General features: G+C 63.7%; 15 protein-coding genes. 5 read left to right on the top strand and 10 right to left on the bottom strand.

The features are described from left to right. The first annotated feature begins 97 nt into the window (after positions 1-97). From ACN20X_RS15605 to ACN20X_RS15585, 5 genes are all read left to right on the top strand, one after another. Complete coding sequence (locus ACN20X_RS15605; RefSeq protein WP_034349093.1) at positions 98-796, top strand: hypothetical protein; 699 nt, start codon at positions 98-100, stop codon at positions 794-796. A 14-nt stretch (positions 797-810) separates the two neighbouring features. Further along, positions 811-1,044 carry a hypothetical protein gene (locus ACN20X_RS15600; RefSeq protein ID WP_016452903.1) on the top strand — a complete coding sequence of 78 codons (234 nt, stop codon included), beginning with the start codon at positions 811-813 and terminating at the stop codon, positions 1,042-1,044. Between the two features lie 166 nt (positions 1,045-1,210). Continuing rightward, positions 1,211-1,675, top strand: a complete 465-nt coding sequence (locus ACN20X_RS15595; RefSeq protein WP_013802764.1) for a GNAT family N-acetyltransferase — start codon at positions 1,211-1,213, stop codon at positions 1,673-1,675. Positions 1,676-2,230: 555 nt separating this feature from the next. Further along, on the top strand, positions 2,231-3,160 hold the full coding sequence (locus ACN20X_RS15590) for a hypothetical protein (RefSeq protein WP_016452904.1): 930 nt from the start codon (positions 2,231-2,233) through the stop codon (positions 3,158-3,160). Between the two features lie 8 nt (positions 3,161-3,168). Continuing rightward, entirely contained in the window at positions 3,169-3,669 is a 501-nt protein-coding gene (locus ACN20X_RS15585; RefSeq protein WP_473209555.1) for a hypothetical protein, read from the top strand. 69 nt (positions 3,670-3,738) lie between these two features. Here ACN20X_RS15585 and ACN20X_RS15580 read toward each other — a convergent pair whose 3' ends face one another. From ACN20X_RS15580 to ACN20X_RS15535, 10 genes are all read right to left on the bottom strand, one after another. Beyond that, positions 3,739-5,583 (bottom strand): acyl-CoA dehydrogenase, encoded by a 1,845-nt coding sequence (locus ACN20X_RS15580; RefSeq protein ID WP_133073016.1) that lies wholly within the window; start codon positions 5,581-5,583, stop codon positions 3,739-3,741. A 108-nt stretch (positions 5,584-5,691) separates the two neighbouring features. After that, a complete protein-coding gene (locus ACN20X_RS15575) occupies positions 5,692-6,867 on the bottom strand; it encodes an acetyl-CoA C-acyltransferase (RefSeq protein WP_016446755.1) in 1,176 nt (391 codons plus the stop codon). Between the two features lie 59 nt (positions 6,868-6,926). After that, complete coding sequence (locus ACN20X_RS15570; RefSeq protein ID WP_473209554.1) at positions 6,927-9,038, bottom strand: 3-hydroxyacyl-CoA dehydrogenase NAD-binding domain-containing protein; 2,112 nt, start codon at positions 9,036-9,038, stop codon at positions 6,927-6,929. Between the two features lie 150 nt (positions 9,039-9,188). Next, positions 9,189-9,884, bottom strand: a complete 696-nt coding sequence (locus ACN20X_RS15565) for an ABC transporter ATP-binding protein (RefSeq protein WP_016446753.1) — start codon at positions 9,882-9,884, stop codon at positions 9,189-9,191. 10 nt (positions 9,885-9,894) lie between these two features. Continuing rightward, a complete protein-coding gene (locus ACN20X_RS15560; RefSeq protein ID WP_013802770.1) occupies positions 9,895-10,722 on the bottom strand; it encodes an ABC transporter ATP-binding protein in 828 nt (275 codons plus the stop codon). Between the two features lie 3 nt (positions 10,723-10,725). Next, entirely contained in the window at positions 10,726-12,090 is a 1,365-nt protein-coding gene (locus tag ACN20X_RS15555) for a branched-chain amino acid ABC transporter permease (protein WP_016446752.1), read from the bottom strand. 4 nt (positions 12,091-12,094) lie between these two features. Next, positions 12,095-13,048: a branched-chain amino acid ABC transporter permease gene (locus ACN20X_RS15550; RefSeq protein ID WP_016452908.1), complete on the bottom strand. Its 954-nt coding sequence runs from the start codon at positions 13,046-13,048 to the stop codon at positions 12,095-12,097. Between the two features lie 52 nt (positions 13,049-13,100). Then, positions 13,101-14,336: a branched-chain amino acid ABC transporter substrate-binding protein gene (locus ACN20X_RS15545; RefSeq protein WP_016452909.1), complete on the bottom strand. Its 1,236-nt coding sequence runs from the start codon at positions 14,334-14,336 to the stop codon at positions 13,101-13,103. A 241-nt stretch (positions 14,337-14,577) separates the two neighbouring features. Continuing rightward, the gene (locus ACN20X_RS15540; RefSeq protein WP_016452910.1) at positions 14,578-15,813 is read right to left on the bottom strand and encodes a branched-chain amino acid ABC transporter substrate-binding protein; all 1,236 of its coding nucleotides are present in this window, start codon (positions 15,811-15,813) and stop codon (positions 14,578-14,580) included. A 170-nt stretch (positions 15,814-15,983) separates the two neighbouring features. Then, entirely contained in the window at positions 15,984-17,621 is a 1,638-nt protein-coding gene (locus ACN20X_RS15535) for a 3-(methylthio)propionyl-CoA ligase (protein ID WP_016446749.1), read from the bottom strand. Between the last annotated feature and the right edge of the window lie 70 nt (positions 17,622-17,691).

The following is a 17,691-nucleotide window of genomic DNA, read 5'->3' as shown; positions in this document are numbered from 1 at the left end:
CAGACAAACGGCGTTGCCAAGACCAATGGTCTTCATCGATACACTCGCTGCAATTCCGGCGCTGGCCATCTACACCGCAACTCCCAAGCCCCTGCCCATGAAACTCGCTGTCCACCTGCTACGCCTGCCGTCCTTGGTTCTTGCCTGCCACATCGGCGTAGCCAGTGCACAGCAAACCACACCATCACCGGGCACCTATGTCCGCAAAGGCGGGGGCGGCGATCTGGTGGTGCAGGCTGGCGGCAAGTTCCACATCCAGACCGTGGGAGCCAACGGCCATACCTGTGAGCTGGAAGGCACCATCACCAACGGCCGGGCCAGGATGGCGAATTCGGCCTGCGCCGTGGACTTCACGCCTGCAGGCCAGCGCGTCGGGGTCGACACGGCCACCGGCGATGCATGCCGGGACTTCTGCGGCATGCGGGCCTGGTTTGGCGGCGATTACCTTCGGCCCACACCCGGCTGCACGGACAAGGCCATTGCCGCATCGCGCAGAAACTTCAAGCGCGCGTACGACGCCAAGGACTACCGCCTGGCGCTGACCACGCTGGCGCCGGTGCTGCAGGACTGCGATGAGGTGCTGACCGGCGTTACCAAGGGCTGGCTGCGCAACGACCTGGCGCTGGCGCAGCTTCGCTCGGGCGACGCAGCCGCCTGCCGCCAGACCCTGGCCCCGCTGGCCGAGGAAGCCGGCAAGACGGATCAGGAACTGCGCGAGGTCTATCCGCCCACCGATGCCGATGTGGTGCTGCCCATGCTCAAGGCTGCGCGCACCAATCTGCGCTTGTGCAGTTGAGCGGAGCCATCGCCATGAAAGATCCCGCATCGCCCAACGCAGGAGTCTCCGGGCATTTCCGGCGTGAGGCGAAGTGGATGCTGTGGGTGCTTGGCGTGCTGCCCTCGGCGCTTGCCTTGCTGGCAGCGTGGCTGGCGCCGCTGATCCTGAACCATGTGGAGAAAGACAAATGCCTGAAAGCTGGAGCACAGATCTCCAGGCAAACCGGCAGGTGCGAAAGCACTGAACAGGCGCCCCTGAAGGAGTGACTTGCGGGCTATACCGTTGCCAGCCTGGCGCACGACGATGCCCTGTGCTTGGGCGTGGTGCCCATGCTGTAGCGGATCGGCGGCGGCCCGGGCGTCTTGCCCTATCCTTGTGCGCTTTCATTCCAACTGAGCAGCGCCCTTGAACAGGGCTTGACCCCTTGCCCCCATGACCGATATCCGCCCCGCCCACTTTCCCGAAGACCTCGACGCCGTGGTCCGCATCTTCCGGGAATACGTGGCCAGCCCCACCGTGAGCCTGGACTTCCAGGACTTCGAGACCGAGTTCGCCGCCCTGCCCGGCAAGTACGCCGCACCCGAAGGCTGCGTACTGCTGGCCTGGAAAGACGGCCAGCCCGTGGGCTGCGCCGCCCTGCGCCAGGTGGATGCGCAGACAGGCGAAATGAAGCGTGTCTACGTGCGCCCCACGGTACGCGGCGAGAACCTGGGGCGGCGACTGGTGGAAGGCATCCTGGACGCTGCGCGCCACGCAGGCTACAGCCGCATCTGCCTGGACGTGCTGCCCGAGTTCCAGGCTGCGCAGCGGCTGTATGAAAACCTGGGTTTTGTGGATGCGGAACCGGTGAGCTTCAATCCCGTGCCGGGCACGCGTTATCTCGGACTGGATCTTTGAGGCATGCACCCTCCGGCAGGCGGCCTTCAGCGCCTGCACGGCTTCCGATGCGCTGACACCCGGTCCCTGAGTCCTCGTCTGCAAGCATTCAGCACGGTGAGACCGTAGCCCATACCCCGGTCCAACAGCCTGCCCGCAAGCGCAGCGGCGGTACGGACCACCTCTCCCCGCATCCTTCATCCGCAAATGCCCGTGGCCGAGCCGGGCAGCCTGCGCTTGTGCCCCGTGAATACCACCCATGGCGAATGGCGCTGCCTGGGACCCAACGCTTATTGGCAGCATCTCTATTCACCTGGAATTTCAAACCTGATTTTAGGAATTGTCCTAAGGATAATTCTGAAAATGATCTGCGGGCGACTTCTTTGATTGACCTCGTGCAGGCCATGAAATCAAATGAGGACTCTTCGCACAGCAAACATCAGAAACCCGCTTGGGCACTGACAGCGGATTATTCTCATGCTTGCAACCACTCATTTCCGTCAAATTGCCTTTATTGATCAAGGCGCATTGGCTGGAAACCTCGATTCCGCTTCTGAGCCAGCGTCTCCATACACCATGCCAGCCTCCATTGCCGCCACCTTCTATCAGATCGGCTATGCCGACATGCTTGCTCGCCAAATGGAGCAAAAACAGATCGATGCCATTGTGCTCACGCCACAGGAATACGCAGACATACTGAGCGACAAGGCGCGTAACAATCCTCGCCTGGCGGCCACGCTGCATGCCATGCTGGCCCACAGTGCGCTTGGGCGATACTGGACACACACCGCCAGCCCGAATGCAGGCAAACCCTGGGTCGCTCCCGCCTCCCTGATGGTCAGCGACGCGTACCTGATCACCAAAACGCTGATTGCATTGGGCCTGGCCGGTGCCCGCTCCTATATCAAGACAACCGCCACAGGCACCTATATCATCATCACGGGCTACGCGGGACTTCGCCGCCAGTTGCTGCAAGGTACGCGATTCCTTGCCGCCAATCCACGCATGGTCCAGATGGGCCTGGGTATTCGCGGTCTGCAGAATGTGGCCAAGGGCGGGTTTCTCCTGAGCCTGGTGGTGGGCACCGGCATAGAGACACTGGACTTCATCTTCAATGATGAGAAGACCATGCATGATCTGGTGGGGGGAATTGGAGTGGAGGCGGTCAAGGCGGGATTGGCGACGATGGTGGGCCTTGGCTTGGGAATAAAGCTTGCAACGGCAACGTCCCTTGCAATTCTTCCTTTGGCTGCTGTGGCAGTGGCCGTACTTGTCACAGGAATCATCTTGAATCAAATAGACGATGATTTAAAAATCAAACAACGTGTGATCCATATGCTGCGCATTTCCACCAGCAGCATACCTCAAGGCATATATCGGATAAATATCGACAAACTCAATTTTGATAATCAGAAAACTTATCAGCAGATAGAGTATAAATTTAACAACTGTTCCACAGAAATTTTCAAAAATGAATTTATGTGCCGCACAAATCGTAAAAACTAATTAAGAAAATGTTGGACGCAAAAAAAATAAGGAAAACCTTGATATGGGGCATTCCATTAAATGTTTTCATTTTTATTCTCTGCATTTGGTACATTAAGCATGCAATATTTAATGATATCAAAGATCTCATTGAACTATCAGCATCAATAAGAATAACACCCGGAGCACCAGTCGTAGCATATTTTCCCGTAATATTGGCAGTTGGTCTAATTTCTTCATTATCCAAGGCAATACCATGCAAAACATCAATTTTAAAGGTAACTGAACGCAGCTTTAACGCAACCATGCTGGCAGGATTAATAATCATGGCTTCTTGCCTTGCCCTCATAGCTCCCTTGCAATACTATGCAATGCCCAAACTTGGCTATACACGCTGTAATATCCTGGAAGGGCACCCCACCATATATTTCACGGACTGGGTCAAAAACCCCGAATGGTGCGTTCGCGGAAAAACCAGGGAATGGGTCAAGGAGCAGGCCAGGCTCTCCCGCAACCTTGAAAATCCCTGAAATAAAAAAGCGCAGACCACATGGTCCGCGCTTTTTTTGCATCCTCCGGCAGCCGTGCTGCCAACTCCCTCAGAACGCCTCTTCACTCATCTGCGCGCAAGTCATGTCGCGCTCACGCACGACCTTGAGCCAGGCGCCGATCTTCGGCAGCTCGTAGCCGAAGAAGTAGCGCATGGCGGCCATGCGGCCAGCGTTGGCGGGGGCGGTCAGGCCCGGGTCTTTGTCCAGCACGGCCAGGGACACGTCCAGCCAGGTCCAGGCCAGTACCGTGTGGCCGAAGGCCTGCATGTAGGGCACGGCATTGGCCAGGGCCTGTTGCGGGTCGTCGGTGGCCCATGCGGCCTTGGTGGTGGCGCCGACTTCCTGCAGCGCCTTGGCCAGTTCATTGGCATGGCCGGCCAGTTCGGGCCGGGCCATGGCGCGCTGGATGGTGTCGTTGATGCGCGTGGCCAGCAGCTGCAGGCCCTTGCCGCCTTCCATGAGCACCTTGCGGCCCAGCAGGTCCATGGCCTGGATGCCGTGCGTGCCTTCGTGGATCATGTTCAGGCGGTTGTCGCGCCAGTATTGCTCCACGGGGAAGTCGCGCGTATAGCCGTAGCCGCCGTGGATCTGGATGGCCAGGGAGTTGGCCTCCAGGCAGAACTCGCTGGGCCAGCTCTTGGAGATGGGGGTCAGCACTTCCAGCAGCAGCCGGGCCTCGGCCACGGATTCGGGCGTGCCGGTGTGCTGCTCATCGACCAGGCGCGCGCAGAACAGGTTCAGCGCCAGCGCGCCTTCGCAATAGGACTTCTGCGCCAGCAGCATGCGCTTGACGTCGGCGTGCTCGATGATGCGCGACTGGGGCCGCGTGGCATCCTTGCCGGCTGCACCCGGCGCCCCCTTGATCGGCCGGCCCTGCGGGCGGTTCTGCGCGTAGTCCAGGCTGGCGTGGTAGCCCGCCATGCCCAGCATGGTGGCGGCCATGCCGATGGAGATGCGGGCCTCGTTCATCATGTGGAACATGCATTTGAGGCCCTCGCCGGGCTTGCCGACCAGGTAGCCCACGGCCCCGGCGCCGCCGCGCACGGGAAAGCGCCCTTCCCCGAAGTTCAGCAGCGTGTTGGTGGTGCCGCGCCAACCCAGCTTGTGGTTGAGGCCGGCCAGGGCCACGTCGTTGCGCTCGCCGGTGAGTTGGCCTTCGGTGTCCACGAGCTTCTTGGGCACGATGAACAGCGAGATGCCCTTGACGCCGGGCACGGGCTTGCCGTCCGGCCCCGGGATCTTGGCCAGCACGAGGTGAACGATGTTCTCGGTCAGCTCATGGTCGCCCGCGCTGATCCACATCTTGTTGCCCTTGAGGCGGTAGCGCGGGCCCAGCGCATCGCTCTCGAAGTCGGCGCCATCGGGCTCGGCGCGGGTGGCGATATCGCTCAGCGAGGAACCGGCCTGGGGCTCGGACAGGCACATGGTGCCGGCCCAGCGGCCGTTGAATTCGTTGGCGGCGAAGACCTGTTTTTGCATGTCCGTGCCGTGGGCCATGATGGCGTTGGCATTGCCCGAGGTCAGCATGTTGGAGCCGATGCTGATGGAGGCCGCCGCGAAGAAGCTGTTGGCCGCCGCCTCCACGGTGTAGGGCAGCTGCATGCCGCCGATGTCGTAGTCCTGGGCGGCGCTGAGCATGCCCGAGTCGGCATAGGCCTGGCGCGCATCGTGGGTGCACCGGGGCAGGATGACTTTCTCGCCGTCGAACTGCGGCTCCTGCGTGTCCACGGTGCGGTTGAAGGGGGCGTATTTCTCGCGGGCGATGCGCTCGCAGGTGTCGAGCACGGCATCGAAGGTGTCGCGCGAATGGTCGGCAAAGCGCTCGCGCTCGCCCAGCGCATCGGCGCGCAGCCATTCATAGAGCAGGAAATCGATGGTGGAACGCAGGCGCATGGTGGGGTCCGGAATCAAAAAAGAAGCCGCAGGCGCCGCCAGAGGGAGCGCGTGCGGCCAACAGGAGTAACGGGAACAGGCGGTGGCGGCCGCAGCCGCCACCTGCACTTACAGCACTTCGAACACGCCGGCGGCACCCATGCCGCCGCCGATGCACATGGTCACGCAGACACGCTTGGCACCGCGGCGCTTGCCTTCGATCAGGGCATGGCCCGTCAGGCGCTGGCCCGACACGCCATAGGGATGGCCCAGGGCAATGGCGCCGCCGTTGACATTGAGGCGATCGTTGGGGATGCCCAGCTTGTCCCGGCAGTACAGCACCTGCACGGCAAAGGCTTCATTGAGCTCCCACAGGTCGATGTCCTGCACCGTCAGGCCCAGCTTCTTGAGCACCTTGGGCACGGCGAAGACGGGGCCGATGCCCATTTCGTCAGGCTCGCAGCCGGCGACGGCAAAGCCCAGGAAGCGGCCGATGGGCTTGAGATTGTTGCGCGATGCATAGTCCTCGCTCACCACCACGCAGGCGCCTGCGCCGTCGGAGAACTGGCTGGCATTGCCGGCCGAGATCACACCGCCGGGCAGCGCGGGGCGGATGCCCGAGATGCCTTCCTTGGTCGTGCCCTCGCGCACGCCCTCGTCCTTGCTGCAGGTCACTTCCTTGGTGATCAGGCCGCGCACCTTGTCGGCCACGCCCATGGTCACGGTGATGGGGGCGATCTCGGCATCCAGCAGGCCGGCGGCCTGGGCCGCGCAGGCCTTTTGCTGGCTGGCGGCGCCGTATTCGTCCATGGCGTCACGGCCGATGCCGTAGCGCTTGGCGACCTGTTCGGCGGTCTGCAGCATGCTCCAGTAGATCTCGGGCTTTTGCTTGGCCAGGGCCAGGTCCTGGATCATGTGCAGGTTCATTTCCTGCTGCACGCAGGAGATGGACTCCACGCCGCCGGCCACGTAAACATCGCCCTCGCCCGCGATGATGCGCTGCGATGCGGTGGCAATGGTCTGCAGGCCCGAGGAGCAGAAGCGGTTGATGGTCATGCCCGATGCGGTGATGGGCAGGCCGGCCTTGAGCGCGATCTGGCGCGCGATGTTCATGCCGGTGGCGCCTTCGGGGTTGGCGCAGCCCATGATCACGTCATCGACGGCGGCGGGGTCAACGCCTGCGCGCTGCACGGCGTGCTGCACGGCATGGCCGCCCAGCGTGGCGCCATGGGTCATGTTGAAGGCCCCCTTCCAGCTCTTGGCCAGGGGGGTGCGGGCGGTGGAAACGATCACGGCGGATGTCATGGATATTCCTTGTATGGCGGGTTTGCGGTGGTTCGCAAGGAGTTCGTGCGCCGCACGTCTCAGCTGAATTGCTTGCCTTCGGCCGCCAGCTTCGCCAGCAGCGGGGCCGGCTGCCAGAAATCGGCGTCGTCGTTGGGGTTCTTGGCAAAGCGGTTCATGGCCTGGACCACGTTGAACAGCCCGACCTCGCCCGCGTAGTGCATGGGGCCGCCGCGCCAGATGGGGAAGCCATAGCCGGTCAGGTAGACCATGTCGATATCGCCCGACTTGCCGGCGATGCCGTCTTCCAGGATGTGGGCGCCTTCGTTGACCAGGGCGAAGACCAGGCGCTGGACGATTTCCTCATCGGAGATCTTGCGCGGGGTGATGCCCAGCTCCTTGCGATGCGACTCGATCATCTGGTTGACCAGCTCGGACGGGATGGCGTCGCGCTTGCCCGCCTGGTAGTCGTACCAGCCCGCACCGGTCTTCTGGCCGAAGCGGCCCAGCTCGCACAGCTTGTCGGCCGTGCGGCTGTACTTCATGTCGGCGCGCTCGACAGCGCGGCGCTTGCGGATGGCCCAGCCGATGTCGTTGCCGGCCAGATCGCCCATGCGGAACGGGCCCATGGCGAAGCCGAACTTCTCGATGGCCTTGTCCACCTGGGCGGGCGTGGCGCCTTCGTCCAGCAGGAAGCCGGCCTGGCGCGAGTACTGCTCGATCATGCGGTTGCCGATGAAGCCGTCGCACACGCCCGAGACCACGGCGGTCTTCTTGATCTTCTTGGCCAGCTTCATCACGGTGGCCAGCACGTCCTTGGCGGTGTGCTTGCCGCGCACCACTTCCAGCAGTTTCATCACGTTGGCGGGGCTGAAGAAGTGCATGCCCACCACGTCCTGCGGGCGCTTGGTGAAGGCGGCGATCTTGTCCACGTCCAGCGTGGAGGTGTTGGAGGCCAGGATGGCACCAGGCTTGGCCACCTCGTCCAGTTGCTTGAACACGGTTTCCTTGACGCCCAGTTCCTCGAACACCGCCTCGATGATGAGGTCAGCGTTCTTGAGCGCGTCATACGACAGCGTGGTGCTCAGCAGGGCCATGCGCTGGTCGTACTTTTCCTGGGTGAGCTTGCCCTTCTTGACCTGGGCTTCGTAGTTCTTGCGGATGGTGGCCACGCCACGGTCCAGCGCTTCCTGCTTGGTCTCCAGGATGGTCACGGGGATGCCCGCGTTCAGGAAGTTCATGGAGATGCCGCCGCCCATGGTGCCCGCACCGATGACGCCCACGGTCTTGATCTCGCGCACTGGCGTGTCCGAGGGCACGTCGGCGATCTTGGAGGCCGCGCGCTCGGCCATGAACAGGTGGCGCAGTGCGCGCGACTCGGGCGACCACATCAGTTGCATGAAGGCTTCGCGCTCCAGGGCCATGCCCTCGTCGAACTTCTTGCGCGCGGCGTTCTCCACCGTGTCCACGCAGCGGGCCGGGGCCGGGTAGTTCTTGGCCATGCCCTTGACCATGTTGCGTGCGAACTGGAAGTAGGCGTCGCCCTGAGGATGCTTGCAAGGCAGGTCGCGCACGCGCGGCAGCGGACCACCCGCCACGTGCTTGTCGGCCACTTCCAGCGCAAAGGCCTTGGCCTCGTCCAGCAGGGACTCGGGCGAGGCGGCCATCTTGTCGAACAGCTTCTGGCCGGGGATGGAGGCCAGCAGCTCGCTCTTGACCGGCTCGCCGCTGACGATCATGTTCAGCGCGGTCTCCACGCCCAGCACGCGCGGCAGGCGCTGCGTGCCGCCTGCACCGGGCAGCAGGCCCAGCTTGACTTCAGGCAGGGCCACCAGGGTGCCGGGAGCGGCCACGCGGTAGTTGCAGCCCAGCGCCAGCTCCAGCCCGCCGCCCATGCAGACGGTATGGATGGCGGCCACCACGGGCTTGCTGCCCTGGTCCAGGGAGTTGATCAGCGAGACCAGGTGCGGCTCGCGATACGCCTCTTCCTTGCCGAACTCGTTGATATCGGCACCGCCCGAAAAAGCCTTGCCGGCACCCGTGATGACGATGGCCTTGACGGCCGGGTCGGAATAGGCCTTGTCCAGCCCCTCGACGATGCCCCGCCGCGTGGATAGTCCCAGGCCGTTGACCGGCGGATTGTTCAAGGTGATGACGGCGATGGCACCGTCCACTTTGTATTCAGCAGTCATGCTGTTGTCCCCTATGCGATAGAAAAAGAACGATCGTGCGATTTTGATTGTAAAAAAAACGCGGGCCGGCGCCACTGCGGTTTGTCCCAAGCGGGACAAGCGCCGTGGCCCGGGCCGCCTGCCGGGCAGCAGGCCCAGCCTTGTACGGCATCAGACCTCCAGCCACTCCTTGCGCACCTTCTGATCGGCGCGCAGCCCGTCGGGCGTGCCGTCGAAGACGATGCGCCCATGACCCATGACCAGGGCCCGGTCCGAGATGCTCATGGCAATGGTGAGCTTTTGCTCGATCAGCAGCACGGACACGCCGCGCTGCTTGATCTTTTGCAGGTACTCGCCCACCAGCTCGACGATCTTGGGAGCCAGGCCCTCGGTGGGCTCGTCGATGATGATCAGGTCGGGGTCGCCCATCAGCGTGCGGCACAGGGTCAGCATCTGCTGCTCGCCGCCCGACATCACGCCGGCCTCGGTGTGCTGGCGCTCCTTCAGGCGCGGGAACATGGCGTACATGTCGTCGAAGCCCCAGCGGCTGTCCCGGCCCTTTCCCTTCTGTCCCAGCAGCAGGTTCTGGTGCACGGTGAGATTGGGGAACACGTCGCGGCTCTCGGGCACGTAGCCCAGGCCCAGGTGAGCGATCTCGTAGGCCTTTCTGCCAGTCAGGCTCTGGCCCTTCCACTCCAGCGCGCCCTCCCAGTGCACCAGTCCCATGATGGCCTTGGCCGTGGTGGAGCGGCCCGAGCCATTGCGCCCCAGCAGCGCGACGATCTCGCCGGGCTGTACGGAAAATTCCACGCCATGCAGCACATGGCTTTTGCCGTAGTAGGCATGCAGGTTGTTGATGTTCAGCATCCGCGCTCCCTCAATGTGCACCAGCTTGTTGATCCGCCACGGACGAGCCCAGATAGGCCTCCTGCACGCGTGGATTGGCACGCACGGCCTCGGGCGTGTCGTAGGCGATGACTTCGCCGTAGACCACGACGGCGATCTTGTCGGCCAGGCCGAAGACCACGCCCATGTCGTGCTCCACGGTCAGCAGCGTCTTGCCTTCGGTGACCTTCTTGATCAGCTGGATGAAGTGGGCCGTTTCGCTGTTGCTCATGCCGGCCGTGGGTTCGTCCAGCAGGATGACGCCGGCGCCGCCGCCGATGGTGATGCCGATCTCCAGCGCGCGCTGTTCGGCATAGGTCAGGTTCACCGCCAGCGTGTCGCGCTTTCTGTGCAGGCCGATCATCTCCATCAGCTCATCGGCGCGGGCGTTGGCATCGCGCAGCTTGGACAGGAAGCGCCAGCAGCTGTAGCGGTAGCCCAGGCTCCACAGCACGCTGCAGCGCAGGTTCTCGAACACGCTGAGCTTGGGAAAGATGTTGGTGATCTGGAAACTGCGCGACAGCCCCATGCGGTTGATTTCATAGGGTTTCTTGCCGTCGATGCGCTGGCCGTTGAGCAGCACCTGGCCGCTGGTGGGCTCGAAGCGGCCGCTGATCAGGTTGAACAGCGTGCTCTTGCCCGCGCCGTTGGGGCCGATGATGGCCACGCGCTCGCCGGGCTTCACGGCCAGTTGGGCGCCGCGGATGATCTCGGCCTTGCCGAAGCGCTTGTACAGGTCGCGCAGCTCCAGCGCGTAGGTGGCCTCGCCGGTCGCGGCAGCGGCGGCAGTGCCTGGTCGTTCGATTGCAATGCTGGACATGGTTCAGCCCTCCCCGCGCTTGATGGCTTCTTCGATCTCTTCCTGGATACGCTCCCAGCGCCGCAGGCACCAGCGCCGGGCCACTTCCAGCAGACCCAGGCCCACGACGAAGACGGCAACGGCCAGAGTCCAGGTGGAGGCCGAGCTGGTATCGAGCTGCACGCCCATGAACGAGACCTGGGAACCCAGGGCCGCGTTGAGCTGCAGGTGGTAGATCATCTCGACGATGGCGGCGCCGCCCACGATCATGACCAGGGCGCTGGCGGCGATGGCCAGGTAGGGCTGGGCCAGCCGGCGCCACTTGCCGAAGCGCGCCACGCGCAGGTTCATCATGATCAGGCTGGCAACGCCACCGGGCGCATACATCACCATCAGCAGGAACACCAGACCCAGGTACAGCAGCCAGGCCTTGGTCAGCTCCGACAGCAGCACCGAGGCCAGCACCAGCAGCACGGCGCCGATGATGGGTCCGAAGAAGAAGGTGGCGCCGCCCAGGAAGGTGAACAGCAGGTACGAGCCCGAGCGCATGACGCTCACGCTGTCCATGGCCGTGATGATCTCGAAGTTGATGGCCGCAAGCCCTCCGCCCACGCCCGCGAAGAAGCCCGCGATGATGAAGGCGAAGTAGCGCACGCGCTGCGTGTTGTAGCCCACGAACTCCACGCGCTCGGGGTTGTCGCGCACGGCGTTGAGCATGCGGCCCAGCGGCGTGCCCGTGAAGGCGAACATGGCGGCCGTGCAGACGAAGCAGTAGGCGGCGATCAGGTAGTACACCTCCATGCCCGAGCCGAAGGTCAGCCCGAAGAAGGGCTTGCCGTAGACGCGGTCGGTGGTGATGCCGCCCTCGCCCCCGAAGAACTCGGGGAACATCAGCGCCATGGACGCCACCAGCTCGCCGATGCCCATGGTGATCATGGCGAAGGTGGTGCCCGACTTCTTGGTGGTCACATAGCCCAGCAGGGCCGCGAAGAACATGCCGCCCAGGCCGCCGATGACGGGAATCAGCACCAGCGGAATGCCCCAGTCGCCGGAGCTGGCCCGGTTCATCGCATGGATGGCGATGAACGAGCCCAGCCCCGTGTAGACCGCATGGCCGAAGCTCAGCATGCCGCCCTGCCCCAGCAGGATGTTGTAGGACAGGCAGATGATGATGAGATAGCCGATCTGGCTGAGCATGGTCAGCGCCAGGCTGCTGGTGAACACCAGCGGCGCGACGATCAGCGCCAGGGCGAAGGCGCCCCAGATCAGGATGCGGCCGATGTTGAGCGGCTGGAAGCTGTAGTGGCGCCCCGCGCCCGCAGCCCCTGAAGCGCCCGAAGCGCCTTTTGCGGCAGTGGATGTCATGGTCGTTTTGGTGATCGAGGACATGGTGTCAATCTCCCCGCGTGCCCAGGAGGCCCTTGGGCCGGAAGATGAGGATCAGCACCAGGAACAGGTAGGGCAGGATGGGCGCGACCTGGGAAATGGTGAGCTTGAGCAGCGGCCAGCCGAAGGTCTGCTCGCCGACCGGGCTGCCCAGCGAGGTCAGCAGGCTGGCCAGCGACCAGTCGATGGCCACGGCAAAGGTCTGCACGACGCCGATCAGCAGCGAGGCCACGAAGGCCCCCGCCAGCGAGCCCATGCCGCCGACCACCACCACCACGAAGATGATGGAGCCGACCGACATGGCCATGGCCGGCTCGGTCACATACGTGTTGCCGCCGATGACGCCGGCCAGCCCCGCCAGCGCGCAGCCGCCGCCGAACACCATCATGAACACGCGCGGCACGTTGTGGCCCAGCGCCTCCACCATCTCGGGGTTCTTGAGCGCGGCCTGGATGACCAGGCCGATGCGCGTGCGCGTCAGCAGCAGCCAGACGGCCACCAGCATCAGCATTGCCACCAGCATCACGAAGGAGCGCGAGCGCGGGAACTGCGTGCCGTACAGCGTGAACAGCGGGCCCTGCAGCGCGGGCGGCAGGCCGTAGGGCACGGTGCCCCGGCCCCAGACCAGCTGCACCACCTCGAGGATGAGGTAGGACAGGCCGAAGGTCACGAGCAGTTCTGGCACATGGCCGTACTTGTGCACGCGGCGCAGGCTGTAGCGCTCGAACATGGCGCCCAGCACGCCCACCAGCAGGGGCGCGACGAACAGCGCGCCCCAGAAGCCGATGATGCCGCTGAGCGTGTATCCGAAGTACGCGCCCAGCATGTAGAAGCTGGTGTGGGCGAAGTTGAGCACGCCCATCATGCTGAAGATCAGCGTCAGCCCCGAGCTGAGCATGAACAGCAGCAGTCCATAGCTCACGCCGTTGAGCAGCGATATGGTGAAGAACTCAAGCGTCATCGAAAGGCCTTGGTTTCGGTGCGTTGGGGACAGGAGGCGGTGCGTGCCGGTCTCAGGACGGGCGCTTCATCTGGCAGGACGTGGGCGTGCTGGCCACGTAGGGCTCGTAGTACTTCACCGGGGCGAAGGTGTAGCCCGTGTTCTCTGCGTCATACGGGTTCTTGCCGCCGGCCTTTTCCCAGCGCGTGATGTACAGGCCCTGCTGCAGCTGGTGGTCGGTCTTGCGCATCTCCACTTCGCCGTTGAAGCTCTTGAGCTTCATGCCCTCCAGCGCGGCCGCCACCTTGACGGGGTCGGTGCCGCCGGTCTTGGCAAAGGCCGCATCCAGCAGCGCGAACACGTGGTAGATCGAGCTTTGCGTGAGGTCGTCGTTCATCTTCTTCTTGAACTCGGCCATCAGCGGCTGGATGGCCCCCCCCATGTTGTAGTGGCCGTAGCCCACGGTGTAGACCTTGCCGTCGGACGCCGCGCCCATGGCCGTGGGCGAGCCCGAGCCGAAGGCGTAGTAGGTGTAGAACTTGACGTTGTTCAGGCCCGCGTCATTGGCCGCCTTGAGCAGCAGCGACAGGTCAGAGCCCCAGTTGCCCGTGATCACCGTATCGGCGCCCGATTGCTTGATCTTGGCGATGTAGGGCGCGAAGTCGCGCACCTGGGCCAGCGGCGCGAAGTCATCGCCCACCACCTGCACGTCGGGCCGCTTGGCCTTGAGCATTTCCTTGGCGTACTTGGAGACCTGCTGGCCGTGCGAGTAGTTCTGGTTGATCAGGTAGACCTTCTTGACCTCGGGCACGTCCTTCATATAGGTCGTCAGCGCTTCCATCTTCATGGAGGTGTCCGCATCCAGGCGGAAGTGCCAGTAGCTGCACTTGCTGTTGGTCAGGTCCGGGTCCACGGCCGCGTAGTTGAGGTAGACGACTTCCTTGCCCTTGTTGCGCGCGTTGTGCTTTTCCAGCGCATCCATGATGGCCAGGGCCGGGCCCGAGCCGTTGCCCTGCGCCACGTAGCGTGCGCCCTGGTCCATGGCCGAGCGCAGTACGGCCGTGGTCTCCTGCGGGCTGAGCTTGTTGTCCAGCGGGATGATCTCGAACTTCACGCCCGAGGCATTTTTCTTGTTGAACTCCTCGGCCATCAGCTGGAAGGTCTTGAGCTGGTTCGTGCCCACGGCGGCCATCAGGCCCGACAGCGGGTCGATCCAGCCGATCTTCACCGTCTCGCCCTTTTGCGCCCAGGCGCCCGAGGCACAGGCCAGCATGGCCGAGGCGGCCACCGAATGCACGATCCACTTCATTTTTCTGTCTCCTTTTTCCGGTTGATTCGGATATCTGTATTGGCGCCAGACTAACGCCTGAATGACAATTTCCCTTCGGGGAATGCCTTAGAAACTATCGCGCATGCGACTTCGCCGCAGTCCGGGACACATTGGCGACAGATCGTCATCGATCAGCCCATGAACCCGTGTTTTGACCGATTTCAGGCAAAAGAAAGGGGCGCCTCGCGCCCCTTGCGAAGTCAGCCTGCCTGCCTGGGCGTCATGAAGGACGCTTCATCTGGCATGAGGTGGGGGTACTGGCCACATAGGGCTCGTAATATTTCACGGGCACAAAGGTGTAGCCGGTGTTCTCCGAGTCCATCGGGTACTTGCCGCCGGCCTTTTCCCAGCGCGAGATGAACAGGCCCTGCTGCAGCTGGTGGTCGGTCTTGCGCATCTCCACTTCGCCGTTGAGGCTGTTGAACTTCATGCCCTCCATGGTGGCCGCCACCTTGGCCGGGTCCGTGGTCTTGGCGCGCAGGAAGGCCTGGTCCAGCATGGTCAGGCCCGAGTACAGCGAGCCGGTGTACATGTCGTCGTTGAACTTGGCCTTGTAGCCCTTGGTGATGCGGTCCAGCGGGCCGGGCAGGTTCAGGTGGCCGTAGCCCACCATGTAGACCTTGTCGGCGGCGGCCGCGCCCATGGCCGTGGGCGCGCCCGTGGCAATGGCGTAGTAGGTATAGAACTTGACGTTGTTCAGGCCCGCGTCGCTGGCGGCCTTGATCAGCAGCGCCAGGTCCGAGCCCCAGTTGCCCGTGATCACCGAGTCGGCGCCCGATTGCTTGATCTTGGCGATGTAGGGGGCGAAGTCGCGCACCTGGGCCAGAGGCGAGAAGTCGTCGCCCACGATCTCCACATCGGGGCGCTTGCGCTTGAGCATCTCCTTGGCGTATTTGGAGACCTGCTGGCCATGCGAGTAGTTCTGGTTGATCAGGTAGACCTTCTTGACCTCCGGCACGTCCTTCATGTACGTGGTCAGGGCCTCCATCTTCATGGAGGTGTCGGCATCCAGGCGGAAGTGCCAGTAGCTGCACTTGCTGTTGGTCAGGTCCGGGTCCACCGCCGCATAGTTCAGGTAGACGACTTCCTTGCCCTTGTTGCGCGCGTTGTGCTTTTCCAGCGCATCCATGATGGCCAGGGCCGGGCCCGAGCCATTGCCCTGGAAGACGTAGCGCACGCCCTGGTCCATGGCCGAGCGCAGGGCCGCCGTGGTTTCCTGCGGGCTGAGCTTGTTGTCGATGCCGATGATCTCGAACTTCACGCCCGAGGCCGTGCCCTTGTTGAGCTCCTCGGCGATGTACTGCAGGCTCTTGAGCTGGTTGGAACCCAGCGCGGCCATGAGGCCGGACAGCGGGTCGATCCACGCAACCTTCACCGTCTCGCCCTTCTGGGCCATGGCGCCCGTGGCGCAAGCCAGGGCCAGGGATGCCGTCAATGCCTTGATCGCAAACTTCATGAAGCGTCTCCTCTTGTGGTGGTTTCTGGGCGAGGCTCAGGGTAATGGTCCCCTTGCCCCGCACCGATCGGTGATTGCCCCTAGCGGCTATCGCCGACGAGACTCGGACCGGCCGCCCCTATCAGCACATGCCCCCGCATGCCCTGGCACGGCGGCTGGCCCGCAGCGGCTCACAGCCCCGGCAGCCGGTAGCCGGCCAGTTGCTCGCGCAACCGGGTCTTGAGCATTTTTCCGGTGGCGCCCAGCGGAATGGCATCGACGAAGACCACGTCGTCGGGGATCTGCCACTTGGCGGTCTTGCCCTCGTAGAACTTGAGCAGTTCCTCGCGCGTGACCTCGGCACCGGGCCTCTTCGCCACGGCGACGATGGGGCGCTCGTCCCACTTGGGATGCGGCATGCCGATGCAGGCGGCCATGGCCACGGCCGGATGGGCCATGGCGATGTTCTCGATGTCGATGGAGCTGATCCATTCGCCGCCGGACTTGATCACGTCCTTGCTGCGGTCGGTGATCTGCATGAAGCCGTCCGGGTCGATGGTGGCCACGTCGCCCGTGGGGAACCAGCCGCGGCCCTGCGCGTCCTTGATGAGCGGGCTTTCGCCCTTGAAGTAGCTGTCCACGATCCAGGGGCCGCGCACCAGCAGGTCGCCGTAGCTCTTGCCGTCCCAGGGCTGGTCCGTTCCATCGCTGCCCACGATGCGCATGTCCACGCCGTAGATGGCGCGGCCCTGCTTTTGCAGGATCTTCATCTGCTCGTCCTTGGGCAGCTGCAGCTGCTTGTTCTTGAGCGTGCACAGCGTGCCCAGCGGGCTCATCTCGGTCATGCCCCAGGCATGCAGCACCTCCACGCCGAATTCGTCCTGGAAGGCCGTGATCATGGCCGGCGGGCAGGCGGAGCCGCCGATGACCGTGCGCTTGAGCGTGGAAAACCGCAGGCCGCCCGGCCTGATGTGGCCCAACAGCATCTGCCAGACCGTGGGCACGCCGGCCGCGTAGGTGACGCCCTCGGCCTCGATCAGCTCGTACAGCGACTTGCCGTCCAGCGCCGGGCCGGGGAACACCAGCTTGCAGCCCGTGAGCGCGGCCGAGTAGGGAATGCCCCAGGCGTTGACGTGGAACATGGGCACTACGGGCAGCACCGAGTCACGCGCCGATATGCACATCACATCGGGCAGCGCGGCCGCGTAGGCGTGCAGCGTGGTGGAACGGTGGCTGTAGAGCACCGCCTTCGGGTTGCCCGTGGTGCCGCTGGTGTAGCACATGCTGGAGGCCGTGTTCTCGTCGAATTCGGGCCACTGGTACTGGTCGGACTGGCCGGCAATCCAGGCCTCGTAGCTGACCAGGCCCGGAACGCCGCTGTCGGCAGGCAGGCGGTCCGCATCGCACAGCGCCACCCACTGGCGCACCGTGGGGCACTTGGCATGCACGGCCTGGATGATGGGCAGGAAGGTCAGGTCAAAGCACATGACGCGGTCTTCCGCGTGATTGATGATCCACGCCACCTGGTCGGGGTGCAGGCGAGGATTGACCGTGTGCAGCACGCGGCCCGAGCCGCTGACGCCGAAGTACATCTCCATGTGGCGGTAGCCGTTCCAGGCCAGCGACGCCACGCGGTCGCCAGGCTGCAGGCCCAGGCCGTCCAGCGTGTTCGCCAGCTGGCGCGAGCGCCGTGCCAGGTCGCGGTACGTATAGCGATGGATATCGCCCTCCACCCTGCGCGAGACGATCTGCGCATCGCCATGGTGGCGGTCGGCGAAATCGATCAGCGACGAGATCAACAGTGGTTGGCTTTGCATCAGACCCAGCATCTATAGGCTCCTAAGGTGATTGAACTTCGTGAACGTCGTGAACTGCGGACCGCGGATTCGCGCAAGGCCA

It is taken from the genome of Delftia sp. PX-1 (assembly GCF_055797465.1).
This window is presented reverse-complemented; position numbering and strand designations above follow the sequence as displayed.

Excerpts from the sequence above, each read along its gene's own strand:
- ACN20X_RS15605 (WP_034349093.1), top strand. The coding sequence starts at position 98 with ATGAAACTCGCTGTCCACCTGCTACGCCTGCCGTCCTTGGTTCTTGCC.
- ACN20X_RS15600 (WP_016452903.1), top strand. The coding sequence starts at position 811 with ATGAAAGATCCCGCATCGCCCAACGCAGGAGTCTCCGGGCATTTCCGG.
- ACN20X_RS15595 (WP_013802764.1), top strand. The coding sequence starts at position 1,211 with ATGACCGATATCCGCCCCGCCCACTTTCCCGAAGACCTCGACGCCGTG.
- ACN20X_RS15590 (WP_016452904.1), top strand. The coding sequence starts at position 2,231 with ATGCCAGCCTCCATTGCCGCCACCTTCTATCAGATCGGCTATGCCGAC.
- ACN20X_RS15585 (WP_473209555.1), top strand. The coding sequence starts at position 3,169 with ATGTTGGACGCAAAAAAAATAAGGAAAACCTTGATATGGGGCATTCCA.
- ACN20X_RS15580 (WP_133073016.1), bottom strand. The coding sequence starts at position 5,583 with ATGCGCCTGCGTTCCACCATCGATTTCCTGCTCTATGAATGGCTGCGC.
- ACN20X_RS15575 (WP_016446755.1), bottom strand. The coding sequence starts at position 6,867 with ATGACATCCGCCGTGATCGTTTCCACCGCCCGCACCCCCCTGGCCAAG.
- ACN20X_RS15570 (WP_473209554.1), bottom strand. The coding sequence starts at position 9,038 with ATGACTGCTGAATACAAAGTGGACGGTGCCATCGCCGTCATCACCTTG.
- ACN20X_RS15565 (WP_016446753.1), bottom strand. The coding sequence starts at position 9,884 with ATGCTGAACATCAACAACCTGCATGCCTACTACGGCAAAAGCCATGTG.
- ACN20X_RS15560 (WP_013802770.1), bottom strand. The coding sequence starts at position 10,722 with ATGTCCAGCATTGCAATCGAACGACCAGGCACTGCCGCCGCTGCCGCG.
- ACN20X_RS15555 (WP_016446752.1), bottom strand. The coding sequence starts at position 12,090 with ATGTCCTCGATCACCAAAACGACCATGACATCCACTGCCGCAAAAGGC.
- ACN20X_RS15550 (WP_016452908.1), bottom strand. The coding sequence starts at position 13,048 with ATGACGCTTGAGTTCTTCACCATATCGCTGCTCAACGGCGTGAGCTAT.
- ACN20X_RS15545 (WP_016452909.1), bottom strand. The coding sequence starts at position 14,336 with ATGAAGTGGATCGTGCATTCGGTGGCCGCCTCGGCCATGCTGGCCTGT.
- ACN20X_RS15540 (WP_016452910.1), bottom strand. The coding sequence starts at position 15,813 with ATGAAGTTTGCGATCAAGGCATTGACGGCATCCCTGGCCCTGGCTTGC.
- ACN20X_RS15535 (WP_016446749.1), bottom strand. The coding sequence starts at position 17,621 with ATGCTGGGTCTGATGCAAAGCCAACCACTGTTGATCTCGTCGCTGATC.